At 42.5% G+C, this 23,134-nt stretch carries 21 protein-coding genes, 1 other RNA gene and 1 pseudogene; 14 read left to right on the forward strand and 9 right to left on the reverse strand.

Annotated elements, in window-relative coordinates; translation table 11 throughout:
- Positions 1 to 2: 2 nt before the first annotated feature.
- The 3 genes from CDG79_RS07965 to CDG79_RS07975 form a co-directional block, all read right to left on the reverse strand.
- Positions 3 to 554, reverse strand: a complete 552-nt coding sequence (locus tag CDG79_RS07965) for a heme NO-binding domain-containing protein (RefSeq protein ID WP_094328045.1) — start codon at positions 552 to 554, stop codon at positions 3 to 5.
- Between the two features lie 222 nt (positions 555 to 776).
- Complete coding sequence (locus CDG79_RS07970) at positions 777 to 1,505, reverse strand: TenA family transcriptional regulator (protein ID WP_094341661.1); 729 nt, start codon at positions 1,503 to 1,505, stop codon at positions 777 to 779.
- Positions 1,502 to 2,272, reverse strand: a complete 771-nt coding sequence (locus CDG79_RS07975; RefSeq protein WP_094341662.1) for a class I SAM-dependent methyltransferase — start codon at positions 2,270 to 2,272, stop codon at positions 1,502 to 1,504. Before CDG79_RS07975 ends, CDG79_RS07970 begins: the two co-directional genes overlap by 4 nt.
- Positions 2,273 to 2,762: 490 nt before the next feature.
- Here CDG79_RS07975 and CDG79_RS07980 point away from each other — a divergent pair, with 490 nt between their 5' ends.
- Positions 2,763 to 3,788, forward strand: coding sequence for a hypothetical protein (locus tag CDG79_RS07980; RefSeq protein WP_094341679.1), 1,026 nt, complete (start codon positions 2,763 to 2,765; stop codon positions 3,786 to 3,788).
- Positions 3,789 to 3,867: 79 nt separating this feature from the next.
- On the opposite strand, the gene CDG79_RS07985 is transcribed toward CDG79_RS07980, so the two are convergent.
- The 4 genes and pseudogenes from CDG79_RS07985 to CDG79_RS08000 form a co-directional block, all read right to left on the reverse strand.
- The gene (locus tag CDG79_RS07985; RefSeq protein WP_012411143.1) at positions 3,868 to 4,074 is read right to left on the reverse strand and encodes a phycobilisome linker polypeptide; all 207 of its coding nucleotides are present in this window, start codon (positions 4,072 to 4,074) and stop codon (positions 3,868 to 3,870) included.
- A gap of 223 nt (positions 4,075 to 4,297) precedes the next feature.
- Positions 4,298 to 4,786, reverse strand: coding sequence for an allophycocyanin subunit beta (gene apcB, locus CDG79_RS07990; protein ID WP_069068902.1), 489 nt, complete (start codon positions 4,784 to 4,786; stop codon positions 4,298 to 4,300).
- A gap of 65 nt (positions 4,787 to 4,851) precedes the next feature.
- Positions 4,852 to 5,340: an allophycocyanin subunit alpha gene (apcA, locus tag CDG79_RS07995; protein WP_094341663.1), complete on the reverse strand. Its 489-nt coding sequence runs from the start codon at positions 5,338 to 5,340 to the stop codon at positions 4,852 to 4,854.
- Between the two features lie 363 nt (positions 5,341 to 5,703).
- Positions 5,704 to 9,003 (reverse strand): annotated as a pseudogene (locus tag CDG79_RS08000) (phycobilisome rod-core linker polypeptide); the annotation flags it as partial.
- Positions 9,004 to 9,543: 540 nt separating this feature from the next.
- Between CDG79_RS08000 and CDG79_RS08005 the strand changes: the two are divergent.
- The gene (locus tag CDG79_RS08005; protein ID WP_094341665.1) at positions 9,544 to 10,074 is read left to right on the forward strand and encodes a hypothetical protein; all 531 of its coding nucleotides are present in this window, start codon (positions 9,544 to 9,546) and stop codon (positions 10,072 to 10,074) included.
- On the opposite strand, the gene CDG79_RS08010 is transcribed toward CDG79_RS08005, so the two are convergent.
- On the reverse strand, positions 10,075 to 10,347 hold the full coding sequence (locus CDG79_RS08010) for a 2-phosphosulfolactate phosphatase (protein ID WP_143855444.1): 273 nt from the start codon (positions 10,345 to 10,347) through the stop codon (positions 10,075 to 10,077).
- Positions 10,348 to 10,464: 117 nt separating this feature from the next.
- Here CDG79_RS08010 and CDG79_RS08015 point away from each other — a divergent pair, with 117 nt between their 5' ends.
- The 11 genes from CDG79_RS08015 (at position 10,465) to ssrA (ending at position 19,343) form a co-directional block, all read left to right on the forward strand.
- Positions 10,465 to 10,641, forward strand: a complete 177-nt coding sequence (locus CDG79_RS08015; protein ID WP_094341680.1) for an element excision factor XisI family protein — start codon at positions 10,465 to 10,467, stop codon at positions 10,639 to 10,641.
- Positions 10,642 to 10,713: 72 nt separating this feature from the next.
- Positions 10,714 to 11,895, forward strand: a complete 1,182-nt coding sequence (locus tag CDG79_RS08020; RefSeq protein ID WP_094341666.1) for a class I SAM-dependent methyltransferase — start codon at positions 10,714 to 10,716, stop codon at positions 11,893 to 11,895.
- Positions 11,896 to 12,402: 507 nt separating this feature from the next.
- Complete coding sequence (locus tag CDG79_RS08025) at positions 12,403 to 12,885, forward strand: ATP synthase subunit I (RefSeq protein ID WP_094341667.1); 483 nt, start codon at positions 12,403 to 12,405, stop codon at positions 12,883 to 12,885.
- A 60-nt stretch (positions 12,886 to 12,945) separates the two neighbouring features.
- Positions 12,946 to 13,707: a F0F1 ATP synthase subunit A gene (gene atpB / locus CDG79_RS08030; protein ID WP_189524920.1), complete on the forward strand. Its 762-nt coding sequence runs from the start codon at positions 12,946 to 12,948 to the stop codon at positions 13,705 to 13,707.
- Positions 13,708 to 13,858: 151 nt separating this feature from the next.
- Complete coding sequence (gene atpE, locus CDG79_RS08035) at positions 13,859 to 14,104, forward strand: ATP synthase F0 subunit C (protein WP_013192016.1); 246 nt, start codon at positions 13,859 to 13,861, stop codon at positions 14,102 to 14,104.
- A gap of 181 nt (positions 14,105 to 14,285) precedes the next feature.
- Complete coding sequence (locus tag CDG79_RS08040) at positions 14,286 to 14,717, forward strand: F0F1 ATP synthase subunit B' (protein WP_094328069.1); 432 nt, start codon at positions 14,286 to 14,288, stop codon at positions 14,715 to 14,717.
- Positions 14,718 to 14,883: 166 nt separating this feature from the next.
- Complete coding sequence (locus tag CDG79_RS08045) at positions 14,884 to 15,456, forward strand: F0F1 ATP synthase subunit B (protein WP_094341668.1); 573 nt, start codon at positions 14,884 to 14,886, stop codon at positions 15,454 to 15,456.
- Entirely contained in the window at positions 15,453 to 16,007 is a 555-nt protein-coding gene (gene atpH / locus CDG79_RS08050) for an ATP synthase F1 subunit delta (RefSeq protein ID WP_094341669.1), read from the forward strand. Before CDG79_RS08045 ends, atpH begins: the two co-directional genes overlap by 4 nt.
- A 147-nt stretch (positions 16,008 to 16,154) precedes the next feature.
- Positions 16,155 to 17,669, forward strand: a complete 1,515-nt coding sequence (gene atpA, locus CDG79_RS08055; RefSeq protein ID WP_094341670.1) for a F0F1 ATP synthase subunit alpha — start codon at positions 16,155 to 16,157, stop codon at positions 17,667 to 17,669.
- Positions 17,670 to 17,812: 143 nt separating this feature from the next.
- Positions 17,813 to 18,760, forward strand: a complete 948-nt coding sequence (locus CDG79_RS08060) for a F0F1 ATP synthase subunit gamma (protein WP_094341671.1) — start codon at positions 17,813 to 17,815, stop codon at positions 18,758 to 18,760.
- A gap of 193 nt (positions 18,761 to 18,953) precedes the next feature.
- Positions 18,954 to 19,343: a transfer-messenger RNA gene (gene ssrA / locus CDG79_RS08065) on the forward strand.
- Positions 19,344 to 19,634: 291 nt separating this feature from the next.
- On the opposite strand, the gene CDG79_RS08070 is transcribed toward ssrA, so the two are convergent.
- Entirely contained in the window at positions 19,635 to 20,090 is a 456-nt protein-coding gene (locus CDG79_RS08070) for a helix-turn-helix domain-containing protein (RefSeq protein ID WP_094341672.1), read from the reverse strand.
- Positions 20,091 to 21,332: 1,242 nt separating this feature from the next.
- Between CDG79_RS08070 and CDG79_RS08075 the strand changes: the two genes are divergently transcribed.
- Entirely contained in the window at positions 21,333 to 23,051 is a 1,719-nt protein-coding gene (locus CDG79_RS08075; protein WP_094341673.1) for a diflavin flavoprotein, read from the forward strand.
- The last annotated feature ends 83 nt before the right edge of the window (positions 23,052 to 23,134 follow it).

Here is a 23,134-nt window from a genome sequence, read left to right on the forward strand (position 1 = left end):
ACTCAATTTGGTTTATAAATCACTAAAAATTCATCATGTTCAGCACCTTCATCCCGATTTAGGGTTTGGGTAATATGAACTTCTGTATCAAACCTTGTTCCCAATCCTTTGATTAGACCAATAACCATTGGAGTCAGCCCTTCTCTATCAGAACGATAGTGTAAGCTCAGAGAATTTTCCTCCATATCAGTACACTCAAATGATGGGGGTTGGAGTTTAGGAAAGCTAACTCCCACACGAGCATGAAGATTATCGAGGTTTTCTAAAAACTCAGGTAGTGTATCTCCACTCATATCCATCATTTCGCCATAGCCTTCTTGGGCTGTGTACTGAACCCAGAATTCCCCAAAGGCTTGCATAATCTGTTTGGGAGATAAACTTAGAACGACACTAGCAGCTTTTACCAGCTTGTGGGTGATGTCATCGGGATAGCCTTCCATACTGAGGAAAACATCTACGTCCACCTCTGCTTTGTGCTTAATTTGTTTCCAAGTCTCTTCGCCAAAGCGACTGCACACCATGTCTTGAATCGCCTTGTTCACTAATCCGTACATGGAAGCCTCCTCATTACTGCACCTAATTTTGCTTTGTGAATTTGACCGAGACTTGACAACTGATTCTGATTCCCTAAAAAGGTTATTGAAATTACAAACTTTCCTATATCTGTCTTATTTGCCGCTTGAAAAACCGAAAAAAATAAGGAAAACTGTCCATATTTTAATGCTACAAGTTAGTAGATGCACAACCGTATTTACACGCTTTGCTTTTCTCAACAGCTATGAATTCATAAAGATCCATGAATCAGCAGACAAGTTATATTTAGAGATTTGACGCTGAATTCCGTTAAAAAATTGGACACGGGCATCCATAGCTTCTACAATAGCCAGCCTTACCTTGATATCCTCTTCATTCATGGTGATTCGAGGTTCAATCACTGCTGCTAGTTTCGCTGCATGACTATCATCTACATCAATATGGACTTCAAAAAAGATCAGAGATTCTTTGGGTAAAGGAGCAGCACCGACAATTCCTTTATATAGTTGCGTGTACAGTGAGCTAACAATTCCTTCAGAAGCATAACAGACAGCACCTAGTGCAGCTAAGTATCCGTATTTATGTGGCATTTGCAAGTAGGTTTCAATCAGAGCGGAAGTTTCAGGTGCAGTGGGTAGTGCTGCCAAAGTTACGTCGTCGATACCAAGTGCGCGGGTAAATTGACGAAACAATTCTGGGTGGGACTGAGTTATATCTCCCTGTCCCATTTCATCAAATAGGTTTTCTAAGATGACTAACTGGCTACTTTCATCTTCGCAACAAGATAAGATGCTAGCCAAGATCCGATTAAATTCTTTGGAGAATTTGTACATCTGAACAGCTAATACCTGTACGTCTGGTAAAAATAAATTTCCAGCCCGACAACGAATTAGGAACTCATGGCTCCATAGAGGATGATTAACCGTTATTTCACGGAAGGAATTTATTAGTAAAGAAGATGTCTGTATCATCGTGATATTTGTAGGGCTAGATGGAGTGGTTGGTCAACTAAGGGGCTAAAAAATGATTCGTCTACTGCGATATGTTCTGGAGTTACACGCAATTCCTGTAAAATTGGCATGGTATTAAAGCCAGCAATTCTAAGGGCATTAAAGTAATCCTCAAGAGTTTTGTGAATCAATTGAACATTTAGCCAGGAGCCGTCTCGTTTCCAAATACGACCAGGAAACTGCCGATCTCGCTTGCTGAAATAGCCTGCACCATCAACTTGAAAATAAAACGGATATGCTGGCTCCCGCATATATGGAAAAGATGGATGGGGAACGCTGAATACAAATCGACCGCCAGGACGAAGAATCCGTGCTACTTCTGCCATGCATTCTTGGGTCTGAGAAATTGTCAAATAGTTAAATAGAAATACTGCAACAACTAAGTCAATTTCACCATCATCAAATTGCTTGAGACTAGTAGCACATCCTACTTCATAGCTAATACCTAAAGCATCTTCTACTTCTTGCAATTTTGCTGCTTCAATCATGCCTTGAGAAAGGTCTATACCATGTACTTTTGCAGCACCACGCCGACGTAATTCTCGACTGCAATAACCTTCTCCGCAACCTATATCTAGTACTCGCAACCCATCAACAGGCTCACAAAGTTTTAGTACAAAAGGTCGTGCTGTAAAGTCTGATAAGGAAGTAGGTTCTGCTCTAATCCATTCTGATGCTGTGCGATTATATAAGTTTTTAGTTGAGTTTTTGTGATTCACATTTGACATTTACTGACACTATTTTATACTTATTTCATGGTTACTGAATTTAGTCCGAGCGGGCTAAATTCATGAATATCTATTATTTAATAATGAACTTGTTTTACTGATAAGGTTGATTTTACCGATTTTCGCTTATTTCTCGATTTTGCGTTTAAAAACTAGCCTTTTCAAAGGAGTAGCTAACCTGAAAAGTGTCATCTTGTTAGTTTCTTTAAATATAAACAGCTAAATCATATTTAACTTCATGAACTTGCGTTGTTACTTAGTTAACAGCAACCTCACATATAGATAGTTTGGCTTTTAAGCTCCAACTTCATCTATGCTTTATTAAATAAGTTAAAATTAACTCTTTTAATCAAGATAGGTAAGAGAAATAAAACAGTATATTTTACGAAGTATAAAGGGAATAACCTTGTTAATTTGTAATAGCTAGATTCGTTTTGAAAACGAAATGGCTTTGGATGTATTTAGCCAATTTATAATAACGTTGGAAAAAATGATGTTAGAAGAACTGTTAGCAGAATCAACAGAGGGCGATCGCTTACAATATGAGCGGGCGATGTCTACGACGGGCTACGCCTACGCATTTTCTCAACTTGGCGATCGCCTCTTTGACGAACTTGCTGATAAAATTGCTACAAGGCGACAATACCGACTACTCTTTGAACACACATTAAAGCCTGAGTTATTCCAGCAAATCCGAATTGCTGCTGCGGGTTATATTTCAGCGTGTCTGAATAGTCCCATCATTCTTTCGGAAGCTGAAATGCTTGAACGGCTACTAGAAGTAAGAAGTACTTTGCCCAACTACACCGGCACTGGTCTTTTAATGCCCAAGCGAGAACACATTTTGGCATTTAACCTTTTTCAAAAGAGCGTCGCAGAGGCTTTCTACCAACTAGGAGCAAATGACCTGATTGATGCAGTGGATTTACCAGTCAATCTCCGCATGGTCTACGGTAAGACTGACGCTGAAAAGTTACGTTTGCCCTTTGCTAGCTCAAAATGCCATAGTGATGTCTGGGCAGGTGTTGCTGCTGATGCGACTGTAGTAGTTCTGCCACTATTTGGCGACATCGACAATATAACCATCGAAGCAGGTGAGATGCCCCGCGAGATGGAACTACAAACGATGCGGGTGATGTCAGACTTTGCTGAAGGCCGGGATGTTCCAATGGTTGTCTCTTATACAGAAGCACGACTACAACACGGCACAATGTACTTTAATGATGCCCGTGGATTGCACCAAACAGTAAGAAGGAAAACTGAAGGTCTAAGAATTTCAGTAGATTTCCGGTTTCGGAGGAAATTCAATGAAGCTTATCGGGCAATGGTAGCACCTAGTATTGGCGGTATTGAAGAAGATATGAGCGTGCCTTACGAAGACTGGTTGAAGGTTGGTAAGGAAACACTAATTGTATTTGATGAAACTTCTGAACAAGCAAGGAAAAAACAAAATTCTGGCGCTCCAGTTCCGCTATATACTCGCGGGTATCGCCTTGTAGAAATGTTCAACTCTTAACTTTCAGAAATACAAGCAACAAAAAAGAGGTCTTTTTCGACCTCTTACCAATTCCCTAAAATAATATTCTATTTACAGATTACGACAAGCCAGTATTAGCGCCTTGCTTACCAGTTGCCAGTTCTACTTTGATAATTTTACCGCCTGCTTTTTGAATGCGTTGCTGTTCGCGGAACCAGTTCTCATAAGGAACTAGCTTAGTGAAGTAAGTATTTTGCAGTTCGCGTTGGGTACGAATTCGGGTTTGGCTGGGAACTAGAGCAGTAATTTTAAACAAACGGGACATATTTTGAAAATCTCCTGTAAACTTTGTGAAAACTTTTTTTATCTCAAAATCTTGAGTGCAAATCTTTTAATCATTCAAAGGCTGGAAATCAAACATCAATACTAGACCACCAACACTCATCACTGATAATTTACCAAGATAAGCAATATAACGTTCTAGCACTCACGGCTGATTTCCAGACCTTAATAAAGTCGCACCTAAATTCTTAAGCGCAAACTAGTTCTTAGCTTAAGCCAGAGGAGATATAGTCTAAGTAAACGCCCATTTCCTTACCAGCATCAGAACCTACCAAACTGGCGGTTACTTCCTTGATTGCTTGGATAGCTTGCACGGTAGCACCAACGGGAACTCCTAAAGAGTTGTAGGTTTCCTTCAAGCCATTTAATACACGCTCATCCAAAATGGAAGGATCGCCAGCTAACATAGCGTAGGTGGCATAGCGGAGGTAGTAGTCCAAATCGCGGATGCAAGCAGCATAGCGGCGGGTTGTGTACATGTTGCCGCCGGGACGGGTGATGTCAGAGTATAGCAAAGATTTTGCTACAGCTTCTTTAACGATCGCAGCAGCGTTAGCGCTGATGGTGCTAGCTGCACGTACCCGCAGTTCGCCAGTAGCGAAGTAGCCTTTTAGCTTCTCTAAAGCAGAAGAGTCAAGATATTTACCTTGAACGTCTGCGGAGTTAATGACAGCGGTAATTGCGTCTTGAGCCATGTTGTTAATTCCTTATTTCCAACCGTATTGCAATACTTCTGTTTCAGTAGGTAAACAGCTTTACCCTATCCTAGAAGAGCGCCAACTAGGTAGTCGAAGTAGCTACCAGCTTCACTAGCATCATCACCAGACAGCAATGTACCAGCTACATTCTTCAGCCCACGGATACCTTCAGCAACACCATCGATAGGAGTTCCCAAGGACTTGTACAGTTCACGAGCACCGATAACACCAATTTCTTCGATAGGTGTAACATCACCAGCAACGATACCGTAGGTAACGAGGCGGAGGTAGTAATCTAGGTCACGCAGACAAGTAGCAGTCAATTCTTGACCGTAAGCGTTACCACCAGGAGACACAACATCAGGACGCTTTTGGAACAGTTGATCGCCAGCTTGCTTAACAAGACGTTCGCGATTTTCTGACAAAATTTGAGCAATCCGCACGCGGCGCTCACCACTTGCAACGAAGGATTTGATCCGATCTAACTCACCAGGGCTGAGGTAGCGGGCTTCTGCATCAGCATTCACGATAGCTTTCGTGACAATACTCATTAATGGATTCCTCCAATACGAATGAAACCAGGATTTGATTAAACTGGTGCGACTTTAAATTTGGTTTACGGAGTTTGTTCTCTCGTTCTTTTAGACACAGCAGTTTGATAACTACTACGGCTAATAAATTACGAGTTTGCTTGAGTCCACACAAGTACACAAGCTTTCAAACTCAGTTACCTTCCGCAAAACATTTTCCGGCATTCTGTTGAGCATTTATGACTGCTCTTAACACTTTGTAATATTGCCTTTCAGAATTCCCTGTTTTAGCTGTAATCTGAGAGCGATATTACGAAAGGTTACGAAGGTTACAGGGTAAAGATCGCAGAAAATAATCTGTACCCTGTAACCTATTACCTACTCAGCCGCCTGTACACTGCCAAGGTAGTTACCTACTGGCAGAGATGGGAAGCGGTTGTAAGGGACAACATCTTCACCGAAGTAGCGGCTATATTCTGGGCTTTTGACTATTGCTTCTACAGCAGCCGACAAACCACTATCAGCTAGCAACTGGTTACACTGGCGAATTTCTTCCTGAGTTGCGGGTGTACGCCCCAACAGGTGACGGAAGAGGAACTCAATGACCTTGGCATGAGGATAAGGTGACAAGAAGCGCTGACGATAGATTTCGGAACTAGCTAGTTCGCGCACAAACTCGCGCACAGAAATTTCACCATTCTGGAGTTTGCTATCTAGGTCAGTACGGCGAAAATTATCAGGAACTTCACCGCTAAATACATCCAATACCTGGCAGTAAATGGCGTTGATTGCCTGTTGTGTTTCGGATTGGTTTGCGCTTTCTGTTAGACGGAAAATCCGTGCATGTTTACGCACACCCTGTTCTACGGTTTGTCCGCTACCATCGTTGTAGGAACGACCCAGTTCAGCAAACGAGGGCTTACCGTTTGTATGGGCTGCTATATCTGCGATCGCCTGGGCTAAAAGCGGAGTAGTAGTCGATCCGACGCGCGGCTGTACTGGCTTAAAGCTAGGTACAACTACATCATCGTTTTGTTTGGTTAGCTGGTTGTAAAGCTTCTCGGTATTCGGGAAGTTTGCCGCAGGTAGGGTCGGGAAGCGACGGTAAGGAACCGTATCTTCACCAAATACCTGGTTGTATTCCACACTATCTACCAAAGCACCAATAAAGGCACGAATCCCTTGAGTAGCCAGAATCTGGTTATACTTACGGATTTCTGCTTGGTCTAATGGCGCACGTCCCAAGAAGTGTTTGGTTCCCAATTCAATCACCTTGGTGTTGGGGTAAGGTGTGTAGAATTCTTTCAGGTAGAGGTTAGAGTAACCCAAACCTTCAATAAATTCTTTCACACTGATTTCGCCATTCCCCAGCTTACTTTCCCACGCCGTAAACTCATTTTTGGCAATGTAGGGTGCAATATCCCGCTCAAAAATCTGACGATAGGCAGCGCTAATCAAGGTTTTTACTGCAACTTTGTCACTGGTATTGGACACCAGTTTGAAGATTTTGGTTTGTTCGCGTTGCTTGCTAACACCTTGGTTAATACGGAACTGAATATCTGGTTCCGATCGGTTTTCTGTGACTGTACCCAGTGTCACAAAGCTCGGTGTTACTTCCTTCTGGACTTTCGCGGCAACATCATCACGAATGCTACCAACGCGCAATTGTCGCCCTGATACACCACCAGGAGTCAGATACCGTTCGTAAGGAATTGTATCTTCACCAAATGCTTCGCTGTATTCTACGCTGTTAATGATGGCATCAACCACCGCGTAAAAGCCTTGTTTAGCAGCGAGATCAAAGTACTTGTTGATTTCTTGACGACCATAAGTCGGACGACCCAACAAGCGGCGGTGAATATACTCGATCGCTTTACAAACATAGAGCGATGACCAGTACAAATTGCGGAATACATCCGACTTAGCCAAAGCACGGATAAATTCCCGTATAGAGATGTCGCCGTTTTCCAGCTTAATTTCTAATACCTTTGGGCGCTGACCTTCGTAAAGATCGCGACCAAAAACTTGCAGGTAAGCAGCTTTGATTACAGCTTGCGTAGAGCTTTCGGAGAATCTGACGCTAGAATTTTTGGCAGCCTTTTTACCTCTGGTACCAGGCAGTTGGTCTAGTTTGAAGACCTTGGGGCCAAGAGTCCCAGGAGCCTCACCCCGCGCGTTGGGATTACTATTTTGGTTATTAATCCCTGCCCCTTGGTGAATTAGGATGCGCTTGGTATCCTTGCTAAAAGGAGCCGGACGGGTACTGGGGTTACGTGTTTCTTTCGGGAAAATCGCTCCGAATTGAATTTCCAAGGGGTCATTACCAGAACCGTAAGGATGTTGGTCTGGTAGTGGTTGTTCGTAAGCTGCAAATGTGGTAATGAACTGAGGTATTTTGCGGAAAGGCGCACTGTAATTAAACAGGTCTTGCTGCGGGCCCCAGTTGCGACATTCTTGTGCTTCTTGACCAAGACCCCGAAGGTAGGGTACTGTTTCTTCACCAAAATAGTCGCCGTATTCAGCAGAATCTACTAAGGCATCGACTAAGGCTGCCAGACCACCGTTAGAAATAATCGAGAAGTATTTTTGTACTTCTTCGCGGCTACTTGGCCCCCGTCCCAGAATATGACGGAAAGCTAGTTCGATGACTCGGCTGTTAATAAAAGGCTGGTAAAACTGTTTTTGGTAAAGGGGAGATTTAGCTAGACGACGGACAAACTCCTTTACGGAGATGTCGCCATTTTTTACCTTGGATTCTAGATCGGATATGGACAAGCTATAAGCACGGGTAATGTCGCGCTCAAAAATTTGCCGATATGTCGCTTTGATTACCTCATTTTTTTCGCTACTTGACAACCCAGTTTTCATCACAAACTTGGGACGACGTTCTGCCGAATTAAAGTAAATTTGCGGCAGTTGCAACCCTTGCTGGTCGCTAGAGGGGCGTTGGCGAACTTTATTTGAAGGTGTGGCTGCTTTGAATTCTGTTAACAAAACATCCATGTACTGAGACACAATTTCTGTAGCCTCAGCATCGTTGCGGAAAAAAGAAAGTGACCCAGCTTTGATTTCTTGCAAAGCTACCAGCGTTGCTTCACCAGAGCAGGCATTTTCAATTATTTCCCGCAAACCCCGTGTATTCACCGCTATGATGTTGGGGTCGCCAGCAACGATCGCATAAGTAGCGTAGCGCAAGAACCAGGATAAATCCCGCAAGCTCTTGGCCATGTTGCTTGGGCCATATCGAGCAATGTTAATTGGTCTGAAACCTGGAGGTATCGGGCCACTGGGGGATGAGTTAAATATTGAGCGTAAATTTTCTAGGAACCCACCACGACTTTCAACGTAGGTTACAGTTCCCAGTTGCATCCCTTGCTGAACATTAGCACCAGCACTAACAGGTACTATTTCTATTTCTCTGGGCTTTTCTAAAAAAGCCATTGGCGAACCACCGACAAAAATCCGGTTGGCAGCGCGAGATACAATAATCTCGGCATTATCCGTCAGCGTCTGAGAAATTTCTAAACGCTTTGCACCAGATGCAAAATAGCTTGCCAGTTCATTTAGTTCACCACTTCCTAAAAAGCGGTCTTGCTGTTCGGCTTGGGTAATTGTCGCTACAGCTAGGGTTTGATATAGTTGCGGACGCGCAACTGAGCTTCCACCACTTGCCTTAACACTCATCGGATTTGTAAAACTCCCATCATAATCATTTATGTGTTAAGTCTGGATCGCTTTGAGGCTTGACACATCGGTGTCTCTGTGCTTTATAAGCTTGAGAGTACTGCCTGCAAAACTGCCAGTAAATTAACCCGGTTAGCTTTTAGATTAGAACGTTTTGTGTTCTCAAGGCTGGTTTATTAAGAAGTGTGTAGAACCTGTAGCTTAGATGCATCCAGTCCTAAGAGTACATACTCTTGTTTGGCTGAGATCAAATCTAAGTTTTGTAACTCAGAAATAAGCTAGGCATGGTCTACTGATGCCGAAAACCTCTATTTTGATGTTTGTGTCAGTATCCATTTTACGATTATTGCAACTGTTACAAAATCTTAGTTCAAACCGAATTTCCTTCAGCAATGATCGGTGGACAGTAGTCATTAGCCGATGTTAAGTTGTTTTTGCTACTGATAACTGAATATTAAGAAATAACGCCACCCTGGAAATAATTATCAAATTCTGGTGGTTGCAGCTTTAGCTATCAGCATTCTTTAACGGGGAAATACTATGCACAAAAGTTCTAAATTTAACTATTTATTCAATGTTACTCTGTCTGCGATCGCAGTTATTTTAGCTGTCACTCCTGCAAATGCACTTCCAGAACAAAATATCAGCACCGTTGTGAAGTGGGCGAAAACTAGACCTCTACTACCAACCTTGAGATACAACAGCGAAGCCCACGGCTACGGTGGTACAAAAGGAAATTTATACTTTTATGCTGATGTCACTTCTGAAAATGGGACAGTGACTAAAGAAGGAATAACCGTTAGCGGTGACTCAAGCATCAAATTCACCACAAAAAATGCCAAAGCGGTGAAACTGTTACAAAATATTTATAATTCTAATATTGCTAATGACTTCCAGAAGTCTCAGTATGTCACCAAAGTTGGACGTGACCAGTTTTATCGCGGGCAAAAGTTTGCTTACATCACTGCGGCGGTGCAGGGTGGGTCATCATTTCAGATAATTCCGGTGAATAAGTTGCAAGAGTTTATCGATAATGCCAAATATTGCCAAACTAATCAGTGCGACCTTTGATTAATTGTGTAGGCTGTAATTTACATACGCATTATCAGTAAACAAAGGCACGCAATCACTAACATTGTAGGCGGCAAACAGTTCAACATCTGACTCAAAATGTCTTTCAATCAACTCTTTACCCGAACTGCATTTTTTCAAGTACCCCAATAAATCTTGCTGAAAAGCTTGAAATGTTGCCACAGCAACTTTTGCCTCTGGTGATAAACTGCCATTTAAATAACTAAGAATTGCTCCAGCACTAGGGTGTTGACTTTGATGAGATTTACCCATTTTTTATTCATACAGTTTTGGTGTCATTCATCGGTGAAGCAAATTAAATGAGTAATGCGTAAGGAAAAATTATTACGCCATTGTTGGTGGCAATTTCCACGCAGGTAGAAAAAGAGAATTTATGGAGTCATCATTAATGTTGATATTAAAGACAAAAAAAATTGGATACAAAGAGATGATACAGAAATCGGTATTGCTAACGAATTAATCGCTGCTGGAGTATCGAAAGAATATATTGTATTAGGATTTCATGCTCCTTATAAACGCGAATTTACTGACTTTGCTATTGGATAAGTAGCAGGAAATAAGCAATAGTAATCTTTGCCACTATCCGCTAAACTCAGAAATACTGCGTTATTCCTCATCATGTCCGATTCTCAAACTGTTAGTGCTGCTGTTGCCAAACTCTACAATACCTACCCCTTTCCGCCGGAAGCCCTGTTGGATGAACCACCTCCAGGCTACAACTGGCGCTGGAATTGGCTAGCCGCTCATAATTTCTGCACAGGTCAAAAACCTCAAAGGCAAGATATTCGGATTTTAGATGCAGGTTGCGGTACTGGTGTAAGTACAGAGTACTTGGTTCACCTCAACCCCCAGGCTTCTGTTGTGGGAATTGACCTCAGTACTGGTGCTTTAGATGTAGCAAAAGAACGTTGTCAACGTTCTGGGGCTAACCGGGTTGAATTTCATCACCTCAGTTTGTTTGATGTGGAACAGTTACCAGGTGAGTTTGATTTAATTAACTGTGTTGGCGTTTTGCATCATACCCTCGATCCCATTCGCGGTATTCGAGCTTTGGCGAAGAAGTTAGCCCCAGGCGGCTTGATGCACATTTTTGTGTATGGGGAATTGGGACGCTGGGAAATTCAACTCATGCAAAAAGCGATCGCACTTATTCAAGGTGACAAAAAAGGCGACTACCGCGATGGTGTCCAAGTCGGGCGACAAATATTTGCTTCCTTACCAGAAAATAACCGAATTGTCAAATCCGAAAAACAGCGCTGGTCATTAGAAAACCACAAGGATGAACACTTTGCCGATATGTACGTTCATCCCCAAGAAATTGACTACAACATTGAGACGCTGTTTGAATTAATTGATGCTTCGGGATTAGAGTTTATTGGTTTCTCAAATCCGAGTTTCTGGGATTTAGAGAGGCTTTTGGCTAAAGCACCGGAGTTAGTAGAACGGGCAAAAGGATTGAGCGATCGCCAGCTTTATCGCTTGATAGAATTACTAGATCCAGAAGTAACTCATTACGAGTTTTTCCTCGGTCGTCCTCCCTTAGTCAAAGCTGACTGGTCAGACGACAACGCTTTATTAGCAGCGATTCCCGAACTTAATCCTTGTATTGAAGGATTTCCTAGTCAGTGCTTCTTTAATTACAATTACCAGATTGTTAATTTATCTGTACCAGAGTTTGAATTTATGCAAAAATGTGATGCGAATTCCACAGTTGCAGAGATTTTGACAGGTGTACAACTGGGATTAGATGAGGTAAGAAAGCTTCTTCAGCAGCAGCTGATTTTATTGACACCAGCTTAATTAAACTGCACTCTGTTACTGGCTTAACAAAAGCAATTTATACTCATGGTGATGAGCGATCGCCCATCACCACTTTTGGTAAATTAATGTAAATTAGGAAAGTACCCAAGAAACAGGGTATTGCACATCCTAAAAGTTGGAGTTTTCTGGAATTTAGCAGTGGTGCGATCTTTAATAACAAGCCGCTACTCTACAATTTCTGATTTGCGGTACGTCTATACACTCCTCAAGCACCAGTTGATTTTATTGACACCGACTTAATTCAAACACCAAGATGTTATGTAACGACTTTGGAGGAGGATAATCCACTCAAAAAAGCTGTAATTGGAAGAAAATTTGAATTTTCCGGCAGCGATTATTGATTATTCATCCGCACGCTCCCTTACATCATCAGCCACTCTCTTACTTCGGGGAGCGCAATTTTACTGACTGTCTAAGGTTGACAAGAAGTTAATTGTTTTTTCCTAAAGTATTGTTACCGGATCGTGATATGATTCATCTGACTGAATGTGCAGTCATCATAATTTAGCTGTACTGGTTTCAAGTCTCGTGAGCTTGTCAGACGAATCAATTGCGCCCACTCCGACAACGCAACAAGATGCTAAAACTGGTTCTGGAGACACAGAATCAGGTAACTCTATGCAAGAGTTTCATGAACTCTTCCAGCGATTGTTGGCAATCACGCTTGTCTTGACGGGGGTTATTTTTATCTCTGTGTGGATTTTTTATTCCTTAAACATTGCCCTAAATTATTTAATTGGGGCGTGTACAGGTGTGGTTTACTTAAAAATGTTGGCTAGAGACGTTGAGCAACTTGGTAGTGAAAAAACCAGTTTGAGCAAAACTCGTTTTGCTCTATTTCTTGGAGTCATGATCGTAGCAACTCAATGGCGTGAGCTACAGATTTTGCCCATATTTTTGGGATTTCTAACTTACAAAGCCACGCTCCTCGTCTATATGGTGCAAATTGCGTTCATTCCTGATTCTTAAAAAGTCAGGCTCACAAAGATAGTAATCCCATCCTCGCTCGTTGGGGAAAATGCTTGAAGAATGCAAATGCTTAGTGTCTTAAACGCCTTTAATTCTTTTCCCCTCGCCGAATTAGAAGTAGGTCATCATTTCTACTGGCAGTTGGGCAATCTTAAAATTCATGGGCAAGTTTTTCTCACCTCATGGTTTGTGATTAGTATTCTAGTAGTGGCTTCAATAGCTGCTACTCGCAACGCACAAAGAATTCCCCAGGGCATCCAGAACTTGATGGAATACGCCCTAGAATTTATTCGCGATCTGGCCAAAAACCAACTTGGTGAGAAAGAGTACCGCCCTTGGGTGCCATTTATTGGCACATTGTTCTTGTTTATTTTCGTATCGAACTGGTCAGGGGCGCTAATTCCCTGGAAGCTCATCAAGCTACCTTCGGGTGAATTGGCGGCTCCCACCAACGACATCAATACGACTGTTGCGTTGGCACTGCTAACTTCCTTGGCGTACTTTTACGCAGGTTTTAGCAAGCGGGGTTTAGGCTACTTTAAGAAATATATAGAGCCAACACCCATTTTGTTGCCGATCGCAATTCTTGAAGATTTCACCAAACCCCTCTCCCTAAGCTTCCGGCTATTTGGTAATATTTTGGCGGATGAATTGGTAGTTGCGGTTTTGGTGCTGCTAGTTCCTCTGTTTGTACCTCTGCCTGTAATGGCCTTGGGTTTATTTACCAGTGCCATTCAAGCCCTGGTTTTCGCCACCCTCGCCGGAGCATACATTCATGAGGCAATGGAGGGACATGGTGGAGAAGAGCATGAGGAGCATTAAACTTCTCAGTTGATAGCACAGTCAAGAAGAGCATATTCGCTCAAAACATCGCAAAGCGCGATTTCAAAGAAGCGAGTGCAGCGTGAAAACCACGTTTCTAATCGTTAACGTAATGTCTGTTAGTTTTGTAATCAAAGCAAGGAAAATCAACATGGATCCATTAGTTCAGGCTGCTTCAGTTCTCGCTGCTGCTTTAGCGATTGGTTTAGCTGCAATTGGCCCTGGTATCGGTCAAGGAAACGCTGCTGGACAAGCAGTAGAAGGTATTGCTCGTCAACCTGAAGCAGAAGGAAAAATTCGCGGTACTCTGCTATTAACCTTGGCATTCATGGAATCCTTGACTATCTATGGTCTAGTAATTGCCTTGGTATTGCTGTTTGCTAACCCCTTCGCATAAGACCTGAAAATTTTGTGAGTGTGGAGACGTGAATTATCACGCCTCTACAATCAAAATATTTTGGGTATCTTAATAGTTTTAATGTTCCGTTGACCCTTGTTGGCTATGGGTCTCTAAAATATGAAAGGTTGGATGACGTTGCTAGCCATGAAAACTGCTACTCCAGCCAAAGAGGAGACAAATGTTTGATTTCGATGCTACCTTGCCCTTCATGGCATTGCAATTCCTGCTATTAGCAGCTTTGTTGAATGCAATTTTCTATAAGCCACTGACCAAGGTACTAGACGATCGCGATAATTATATCCGAACTAATACCCTTGAGGCGCGGGAGAGCTTGGCTAAAGCCGAGCGCTTGGCTACCGAATATGAGCAGCAACTCGCAGACGCTCGCAGACAATCGCAAGCTACCGTAGAAGCCGCTCAACTTGAAGCTAAGAAAATTACTGCCGAAAAAATCGCTGAAGCCCAAAAAGAAGCTCAGTCTCAACGAGAACAAGCTTCTGTTGAAATCGAACAACAAAAGCAAGCAGCCTTTAGCACCTTAGAGCAACAAGTTGATGCTCTAAGTAGGCAGATTCTAGAAAAACTATTGGGGCCAACTCCAGTTAGATAAGCTAACTAGATTGGTTCTGTGTAAAGCATACGCGCAACTGGCCCCTAGTCCAGAGCGCTTAATTAAGTGTCAAAAAAAGGCACTTTTTCCCTTCTGGGGAAAGATACTTAAATTTCCTTCCCTTGGGAAAATACAACGTATTAGCAAGCGAGCAGCGCACTTGTAAATGGGTATCATGGGGACATTCTTATTACTTGCCGCAGAAGCGAACGCTGTTCACTCTGAATTAGCAGAAGGCGCAGCAGAAGGTGGTTTCGGTCTAAACTTAGACATTTTTGAAACCAATCTGATTAATCTAGCGATTCTGATTGGCATACTATTCTACTTCGGACGTAAGGTTTTAAGCAATATCCTGAACGAGCGACAATCCAATATTGCCACCGCCATTCAGGAAGCAGAAGGGCGCTTAAAAGAGGCAAAGACTGCTCTTTCCCAAGCGCAAGAGCAGTTAAAGCAATCTCAGGCAGAAGCAGAACGTATCCGCCAATCAGCCGTAGAAAACGCCCAAAAATCGAAAGAAGCCTTGTTAGCGAAGGCAGCGCAAGACGTAGAACGCTTGAAACAAACGGCAGCAGCAGATTTAAACACCGAAACCGAGCGAGCGATCGCTCAACTACGGCAGAGAGTTGCTACACTAGCATTGCAAAAAGTCGAATCACAACTTAAAGGCGGGATTGCCGACGATGCTCAACAAGGTTTAATCGATCGCAGCATCGCACAACTGGGAGGCAATGTATGACAAGTCAAATAGCCGCAGCCGAAGTCGCCCAGCCTTATGCACAGGCGCTTTTGTCAATAGCGCAATCGAAAAATTTGACAGAAGAGTTCGGAGAAGATGCACGGACTTTTCTAGGACTACTCCGGGCAGACAAACAGCTACACAACTTCTTCAGCAACCCGTTTATTCAGTCTGAGAACAAAAAAGCTCTCATCAAACAAATACTCGGTGAAGGCGCTAACCCCTACTTACGTAACTTTTTGTTAGTGCTAGTAGACAAACGCCGCATTGCATTCTTGGAATCGATTTTTCAACAATATCTGGCGCTGTTGCGGCAGCTGAATCAAACCGTATTAGCGGAAGTAATTTCAGCCGTTCCCCTCACAGAAGCTCAACAGCAGGCAATCACAGAAAAAGTGATTGCTATAACTAATGCTCGCCAGGTAGAACTAGAAACCAAGGTAGACAGTGAGTTAATTGGTGGTGTGATTATTAAAGTAGGTTCGCAGGTAATTGATGCCAGTATCCGGGGTCAATTGCGTCGCCTTTCATTGCGCTTAACTAATAGCTAGAAAATTGGGACTGGGGACTGGGGGCTGGGTACTGGGGACTAGGAAAAAGATTATAGTCATAAATTTTTTCCATCCCTAATCCCTAATCCCCAGTCCCTAATCCCTAATCCCTTTTACTTCCGTCTCGAAAGCAAACAAAATAGACACATGAGCATATCAATTAGACCTGACGAAATTAGTAGCATTATCCAACAACAAATCGAGCAATACGATCAAGAGGTCAAAGTTGCTAACGTTGGTACCGTTCTCCAAGTTGGTGACGGTATTGCCCGGATTTATGGTCTAGAAAAGGCTATGTCTGGGGAACTCTTAGAATTTGAAGATGGCACAATTGGCATCGCCCAGAACTTAGAAGAAGACAACGTAGGCGCGGTGCTTATGGGTGAAGGGCTGGAAATTCAAGAAGGTAGTTCTGTAACCGCTACTGGTAGAATTGCTCAAGTACCCGTAGGAGAAGCCTTAATTGGACGAGTTGTAAACGCTTTGGGTCTTCCCATCGATGGTAAAGGAGAAATCAAATCCTCAGAAAGCCGTTTGATTGAATCTCCAGCACCCGGTATCATTGCTCGGCGGTCTGTACACGAACCCATGCAAACGGGTATTACAGCTATTGACTCAATGATTCCTATCGGTCGCGGTCAACGGGAATTGATTATTGGCGATCGCCAAACCGGTAAAACTGCGATCGCCATCGACACCATCATCAACCAAAAATCAGAAGATGTAGTTTGTGTCTACGTTGCGATCGGTCAAAAGGCTTCCACAGTTGCTAACGTGGTGCAGACATTGCAAGAAAAAGGCGCGATGGATTACACCGTCGTTGTCTTTGCTAGCGCCAGTGAACCAGCAACCCTACAATACCTAGCCCCTTACACAGGCGCAACTATTGCCGAGTACTTTATGTACAAAGGCAAAGCTACCCTGGTAATTTACGACGATCTTTCCAAGCAAGCCCAAGCTTATCGCCAAATGTCCCTATTGCTACGTCGTCCACCAGGACGCGAAGCTTACCCTGGAGATGTATTCTACATCCACTCTCGTTTGCTAGAAAGAGCCGCAAAACTGAGTGACGAATTAGGTAAAGGCAGCATGACCGCCCTACCAATCATCGAAACCCAAGCTGGTGACGTTTCAGCATATATCCCCACCAACGTAATTTCTATTACCGATGGTCAGATATTCCTGTCTTCTGACTTGTTTAACGCTGGTATCCGTCCGGCTGTAAACCCTGGTATTTCAGTATCCCGCGTGGGATCTGCGGCTCAAACCAAGGCAATGAAAAAAGTTGCCGGTAAAATTAAATTGGAATTAGCCCAATTTGACGACTTGCAAGCCTTCGCGCAATTTGCTTCTGACTTAGATAAAGCCACTCAAGACCAGTTGGCACGGGGTCAACGGTTACGCGAACTCCTCAAGCAGCCACAAAATTCGCCACTTTCAGTATATGAACAAGTGGCAATTTTGTATGCAGGTATTAATGGTTATTTAGATGATGTACCTGTAGATAAAGTCACCACCTTTACCCAAGGTCTGCGGGAGTCCTTAAAGGCTGGTAAATATGCCCAAGGAGTACAAGCATCTAAAGCATTAGGTGACGCAGAAGAAGCAGCCTTGAAGGAAGCGCTTACCGAATACAAGAAGACCTTCAAAGCTACAGCGTAATTAGTCATTAGTCATTGCTCATTGGTCATTGGTACAGAACTAATGACTACTGACTAATGACAAAGCGCAAAGTCTGAGCGGAGGTTTCCTCCGATCAGAACTTTGTAAGAGAGGACAAATGACTAACTACTAAGGAAAAAAATATGGCCAATCTAAAAGCAATACGCGATCGCATCCAGTCGGTCAAAAACACCAAAAAAATCACAGAAGCCATGCGTCTCGTAGCTGCGGCTAGAGTCCGTCGGGCCCAAGAACAAGTGCTAGCGACTCGTCCCTTTGCCGATCGCTTGGCACAAGTATTATATGGTTTGCAAAGCCGTCTGCGCTTTGAAGAAGCAAACCTCCCACTGCTGAAAAAACGGCAAGTTAAGTCAGTCGGGCTGTTAGTAATTTCAGGCGATCGCGGTTTATGCGGCGGCTATAATAATAACGTTATCCGTCGTGCAGAAAACCGCGCCAAAGAAATCAAGGCAGAAGGTTTAAACTATCAATTCGTGCTAGTCGGACGCAAAGCAACACAATACTTTCAACGCCGCGATCAGCCCATTGATGCTACCTACAGCGGCCTAGAGCAAATTCCCACCGCAGCCGAAGCCAATCAAATTGCCGATCAACTACTTTCCTTGTTCCTTTCGGAAGAAGTTGACCGCATCGAATTAATCTACACCAGATTCCTTTCCTTGGTTAGTTCACGTCCTGCGATCCAAACCCTACTGCCACTCGATCCGCAAGGACTAGAAGCAGGCGATGATGAAATCTTCAGCTTGACAACCCGTGGCGGTAAATTTGAAGTCGAACGGGAAAAAGTGACTAAGGAAGTCCGCCCGTTGGCTCCTGACATGATTTTCGAGCAAGATCCAGTACAGATCCTCGATTCTCTGTTGCCCCTGTATTTGAGTAACCAGCTATTGCGGGCATTGCAAGAATCGGCAGCTAGTGAACTAGCAGCGCGGATGACAGCCATGAGTAATGCCAGTGAAAATGCAGGTGAATTGATTAATAGCCTCACACTGTCTTACAACAAAGCTCGACAAGCTGCAATCACCCAAGAACTCCTTGAGGTTGTAGGTGGTGCTGAAGCACTAACTTAGAAAAATACTTGTTGTGGATCGTGGTAAATAGCCAATTGCTAATGGTTTTAAAATTAGCAATTGGCTATTTTGAGTAATTGGAGCCATATATCCAAACTTTGATAATTACGAATTACGAATTACGAATTACGAATTACGAATTACGAATTACGAATTTCCAAATTGCGTATTATAATTGAACTATGAAGCGCATGGGTCCGTCACGGTTTCGACAGGTTGGCGAACGCTGCTCTGTGATTCAGGTCGAGAGTGAGTCTCCTCTCGGAAATCAAAGGCTCAAACAAAAAGTAAATGCGAATAACATCGTTAGCTTTGCTCGTAAGGATGCTCTAGTAGCTGCCTAAACACCTCTTATAGGTTCGAGCGTCTTTAGTTTGACTCCGTTAAGGACTGAAGACCAAACCCCAACGGATGCTCTAGTAAGCGTTCTCTGGTTGGCTTGCTAGCTAAGATTAAATCAGAGCATCCTACGTTCGGGATAATGAACGATTCCCGCCTTGAGGGTCAGAAAGGCTAAACCTGTGAATGAGCGGGGGGTCAATACCCAATTTGGACAGCAGTTCGACTCTGCTCGGATCCACTAAGAATAAATAACAAGTCCACCAAACATTTTAATGTTTAGGTGGATTTTGTTTTATTAAACAGAATTCAGGATTCAGGAGTCAGAATTCAGTTGGATATTCTGACCAAAAAAGCGGATAGTGAGTTTGTGTACCTCTCCTCAAAAGCTAGCTATATGCCAATACAGCAGTTATTGAAGTTATGAGGTACACTAATTAGATCGAATTATCGTTGATCTGGGGTAAGAAAGTTCGTAGTCAGGACTACGCTTAGTGGCTTACTACAAACTTTTCATTACTAGCTTGACAGACTACTAAGTATTCTGTTCCTGGGGTTGTTTGTGTGCGCTTCCAAACCTTCTTCCCCTTTGCTTAAGTACCCGTCGTAACCGATCTGCACTCAAGCTTACTTGACGTTCAGATGCCAGTTTTTTTGCTAATTGTTTAGAGTTATAAGTCTGCGACTCTTGAGCTAAACAATTTTCTAGATAAACCAAATCTGATTCTGAATATCGAGGTTTTCCACCTCGACCAGGAGCATCCCACAGACCAGCTAAACCCATCTTTTCCCAACGATGAAGGGTTTGACGTACTGTGGAAATTGCCCAGTTCAAGCCTTTAGCAATTTGCTCGTTTTTTAACCCACGATTATTTAGCAATAAGACTTGAGCGCGATCCTTAGTACGTTGAGGAGCATCTTTGGCTTTTCTTAACTCTTCTAAGGTTAGCTTTTCTTGCTCAGTTAGAAAGACCTTTAATCGGCATCCCATAATTAATAACCTTTTGCACAATTAATTTTTGCTATTTTTTCTTATGTCTATTCACGCCTATATACTTAATAAATTACGTATTTAATAGCACGCTCTTAAAATTGAACTATAAATATTAAGGATGCCAGCATCTAAAATGATGTTACGTAATAAGTATCGGCTTTAGAGAGATATCAAAATTTGCAATTTATCATCGACAATGGAATTTTATAAAAAGTTAGGCACATTAAAAAGAACACCATTAGCCTGTATAGGCAAATTGGACTGAGAGATAGAAGCTATAGCTGCTAGCCATAACAAGAAGAATTTGTTGGCTTTATCCTAATTAGTGTCTAAAGTCGATAATAAAGGACTGTATCACTAAAATTATTAGATTATTCGTATGTTTACGGTGATTTACCGAAACTTTAAAAATTATTTTTGCGAGAGTTTCCATTTGAATGAGCAGAAAAACATACATATATAAGCCTAGTTCCTTTTTATTAAACTAATCTCTGGAAGTTTTTCTTAATTATCTACAAGAAATATCTATTTTATCAACTTTACATAAAGTTTATATTTTACGTAACAAGATTCTTAGTTGAGATAAAAATATATTCAATACCTGTTAGAGATAGAACTTATTTTGTTAATTTTGTTAATTTTCCTACTTTTCCTACTTTTCCCACCTTTCCCAACTTTCCTACTTACTTATGAGATAGCGTCTTCAAAAACTAACTTCTAATCTATTTGCTAAAGACAATTATATTGCACCATAATTACAGAGTTTATGTATAAATCCTGATATTTATTGAGCATTAATACGTCATTCTCAAAAAGTTAATTTTAATTTACTAACTTACTTGTATAGTTAGGCAATATCCAAGAGGCAAGGGTAGATAAAGCTTTTTTAGTTGTACTGAGTTTTTCCAAAAATCAGAGATGGGTTATATATAGTAATAGTATTCTTAGATATGTGATGACATCTTTATTTTTTCGGTTTTTATTGTCAAAGATTATAAGGAACATGATATTTTTAATTTATGAGAAACTGAGATAATTCGCAAAATTAAATACTCAGTATATTTTTTTAGATAAATTAATATCAAGTAGATTTTTTAGTCATACTTTTTGCTAAGAAAAAGCATTAATTGATACAAGTTAAATTCTTCAAAAACTGATATTCATTACAACTTAAATAAAAAATAATAGAGACAATGGGGGCAGAAGAAAAACCTGACAATTTGCGCTCGGAGACGAATAATGGTAGCGATCGCAGAGAACGTTCAACATCGGCTAACTATACAAACTGTAGAAATTGCCCCTAACACAACGGCGATTCGCTCTCTTGATTGGGATCGCGATCGCTTCGATATCGAATTCGGACTGCAAAACGGCACAACCTACAATTCATATCTAATTAGGGGTGAACAAACAGTTTTGATTGATACTTCTCACCAGAAGTTTCGCGATCTGTATTTAGAGACTCTCAAAGGTCTTGTTAACCCCAAAACAATTGATTACATAATTGTTAGTCACACAGAGCCAGATCATAGCGGCTTAGTAGAAGATGTCCTCCAGTTGGCTCCTAGAGCCACCGTCTTAGCCTCAAAAGTTGCGCTTCAGTTTTTGGAAGGCTTAGTACACGATCCTTTTTCTAAGCGGGTTGTGAAAACTGGCGATCGCATAGATATCGGCAAAGGACACGAAATAGAATTCGTGAGTGCGCCCAACCTGCACTGGCCGGATACAATCTTTAGCTTTGACCGCAAAACCCAAATTCTCTACACCTGTGATGCTTTTGGGATGCACTTTTGTGACGATCGCACCTTTGACGAAGATTTAGAAGCGATCGAAGCTGACTTTAGATTTTACTACGACTGTTTGATGGGCCCTAACGCTCGTTCTTTGGTGAATGCCATGAAGCGGATGAGCGAACTAGGGAAGATTAATATTATCGCCAACGGTCACGGGCCTTTATTATACCACCATCTAGATGTTCTAACCGGGTGCTACGAAAATTGGAGCCAAAAACAAGCCAAGGCAGAAACCACAGTTGGCTTATTTTTTGTCTCAGATTACGGCTATAGCGAGCGCCTTGGTCATGCAATTGCCGAAGGTATACTGAAAACTGGGGTTGGGGTAGAAGTCCTGGATCTAAGTACTGCCCAGAGCCAAGAAATCCAAGAACTAGCCGGTAGAGCAGCTAGCATCATTATTGGTATGCCTCCGACTACAAGCGCCGCCGCCCAAGCTAGTATCAGTTCGGTGTTAGCTGTTGCCAAGAACAAGCAACTGGTTGGGCTGTTTGAATGTTACGGTGGGGATGATGAACCCATTGATACACTCCGCAGAAAATTTCTCGACTCTGGCATCAAAGAAGCCTTCCCAGCTATTCGGATTAGAGAAGTTCCCAGCGCATCCACATTCCAGTTGTGTGAAGAAGCGGGTAAAGACTTGGGACAATTGCTAGTGCGCGATCGCAACATCAAGCACATCAAGTCCCTTGATGTCAACATGGAAAAGGCGTTGGGTCGCATTAGTAGTGGACTATATATAGTCACTACTAAAAAAGAAAATGTCTCAAGTGCAATGCTGGCATCCTGGGTAACGCAAGCGAGTTTGCAACCATTAGGATTAACAATTGCCGTTGCTAAAGACCGCGCCATTGATTCCTTAATGCAAGTAGGCGATCGCTTCGTCCTCAACGTTTTGGAAGAAGGCAACTATCAAGAACTCAAAAAACACTTTCTCAAGCGCTTGCATCCTGGTGCTGACCGCTTTGCAGGAGTGAAAACTCAAACCGCGAAAAACGGTTCTCCGATTCTAACTGATGCTCTGGCATACATGGAATGTGAAATACAGAGCAGCATGGAATGCAGCGACCACTGGATTTTATACTGCACCGTCCAAGAAGGTCGTGTCTCCAAAAACGATGGACTCACAGCCGTCCGCCATCGCAAAGTAGGTAATTACTACTAAAGATTAGGGATTGGGTACTGGGGATTAGGGATTGGGGACTGGGACAAGAAGAACAACTTCTATCTTCTATCTACTGTTTCTTC

This window comes from Nostoc sp. 'Peltigera membranacea cyanobiont' 232 (assembly GCF_002245985.1).
Lineage (GTDB): Bacteria > Cyanobacteriota > Cyanobacteriia > Cyanobacteriales > Nostocaceae > Nostoc.

Coding starts and splice junctions, on each gene's coding strand:
- CDG79_RS07965 (WP_094328045.1), bottom strand. CDS start 554: ATGTACGGATTAGTGAACAAGGCGATTCAAGACATGGTGTGCAGTCGC.
- atpH (WP_094341669.1), top strand. CDS start 15,453: ATGACAAGTCAAATAGCCGCAGCCGAAGTCGCCCAGCCTTATGCACAG.
- CDG79_RS07975 (WP_094341662.1), bottom strand. CDS start 2,272: ATGTCAAATGTGAATCACAAAAACTCAACTAAAAACTTATATAATCGC.
- CDG79_RS08040 (WP_094328069.1), top strand. CDS start 14,286: ATGTTTGATTTCGATGCTACCTTGCCCTTCATGGCATTGCAATTCCTG.
- CDG79_RS08005 (WP_094341665.1), top strand. CDS start 9,544: ATGCACAAAAGTTCTAAATTTAACTATTTATTCAATGTTACTCTGTCT.
- CDG79_RS08060 (WP_094341671.1), top strand. CDS start 17,813: ATGGCCAATCTAAAAGCAATACGCGATCGCATCCAGTCGGTCAAAAAC.
- CDG79_RS08010 (WP_143855444.1), bottom strand. CDS start 10,347: ATGGGTAAATCTCATCAAAGTCAACACCCTAGTGCTGGAGCAATTCTT.
- apcA (WP_094341663.1), bottom strand. CDS start 5,340: ATGAGTATTGTCACGAAAGCTATCGTGAATGCTGATGCAGAAGCCCGC.
- atpB (WP_189524920.1), top strand. CDS start 12,946: ATGCAAATGCTTAGTGTCTTAAACGCCTTTAATTCTTTTCCCCTCGCC.
- CDG79_RS07970 (WP_094341661.1), bottom strand. CDS start 1,505: ATGATACAGACATCTTCTTTACTAATAAATTCCTTCCGTGAAATAACG.
- CDG79_RS08045 (WP_094341668.1), top strand. CDS start 14,884: ATGGGTATCATGGGGACATTCTTATTACTTGCCGCAGAAGCGAACGCT.
- CDG79_RS07985 (WP_012411143.1), bottom strand. CDS start 4,074: ATGTCCCGTTTGTTTAAAATTACTGCTCTAGTTCCCAGCCAAACCCGA.
- atpE (WP_013192016.1), top strand. CDS start 13,859: ATGGATCCATTAGTTCAGGCTGCTTCAGTTCTCGCTGCTGCTTTAGCG.
- CDG79_RS08020 (WP_094341666.1), top strand. CDS start 10,714: ATGTCCGATTCTCAAACTGTTAGTGCTGCTGTTGCCAAACTCTACAAT.
- atpA (WP_094341670.1), top strand. CDS start 16,155: ATGAGCATATCAATTAGACCTGACGAAATTAGTAGCATTATCCAACAA.
- apcB (WP_069068902.1), bottom strand. CDS start 4,786: ATGGCTCAAGACGCAATTACCGCTGTCATTAACTCCGCAGACGTTCAA.
- CDG79_RS07980 (WP_094341679.1), top strand. CDS start 2,763: ATGATGTTAGAAGAACTGTTAGCAGAATCAACAGAGGGCGATCGCTTA.
- CDG79_RS08075 (WP_094341673.1), top strand. CDS start 21,333: ATGGTAGCGATCGCAGAGAACGTTCAACATCGGCTAACTATACAAACT.
- CDG79_RS08025 (WP_094341667.1), top strand. CDS start 12,403: ATGTGCAGTCATCATAATTTAGCTGTACTGGTTTCAAGTCTCGTGAGC.
- CDG79_RS08070 (WP_094341672.1), bottom strand. CDS start 20,090: ATGGGATGCCGATTAAAGGTCTTTCTAACTGAGCAAGAAAAGCTAACC.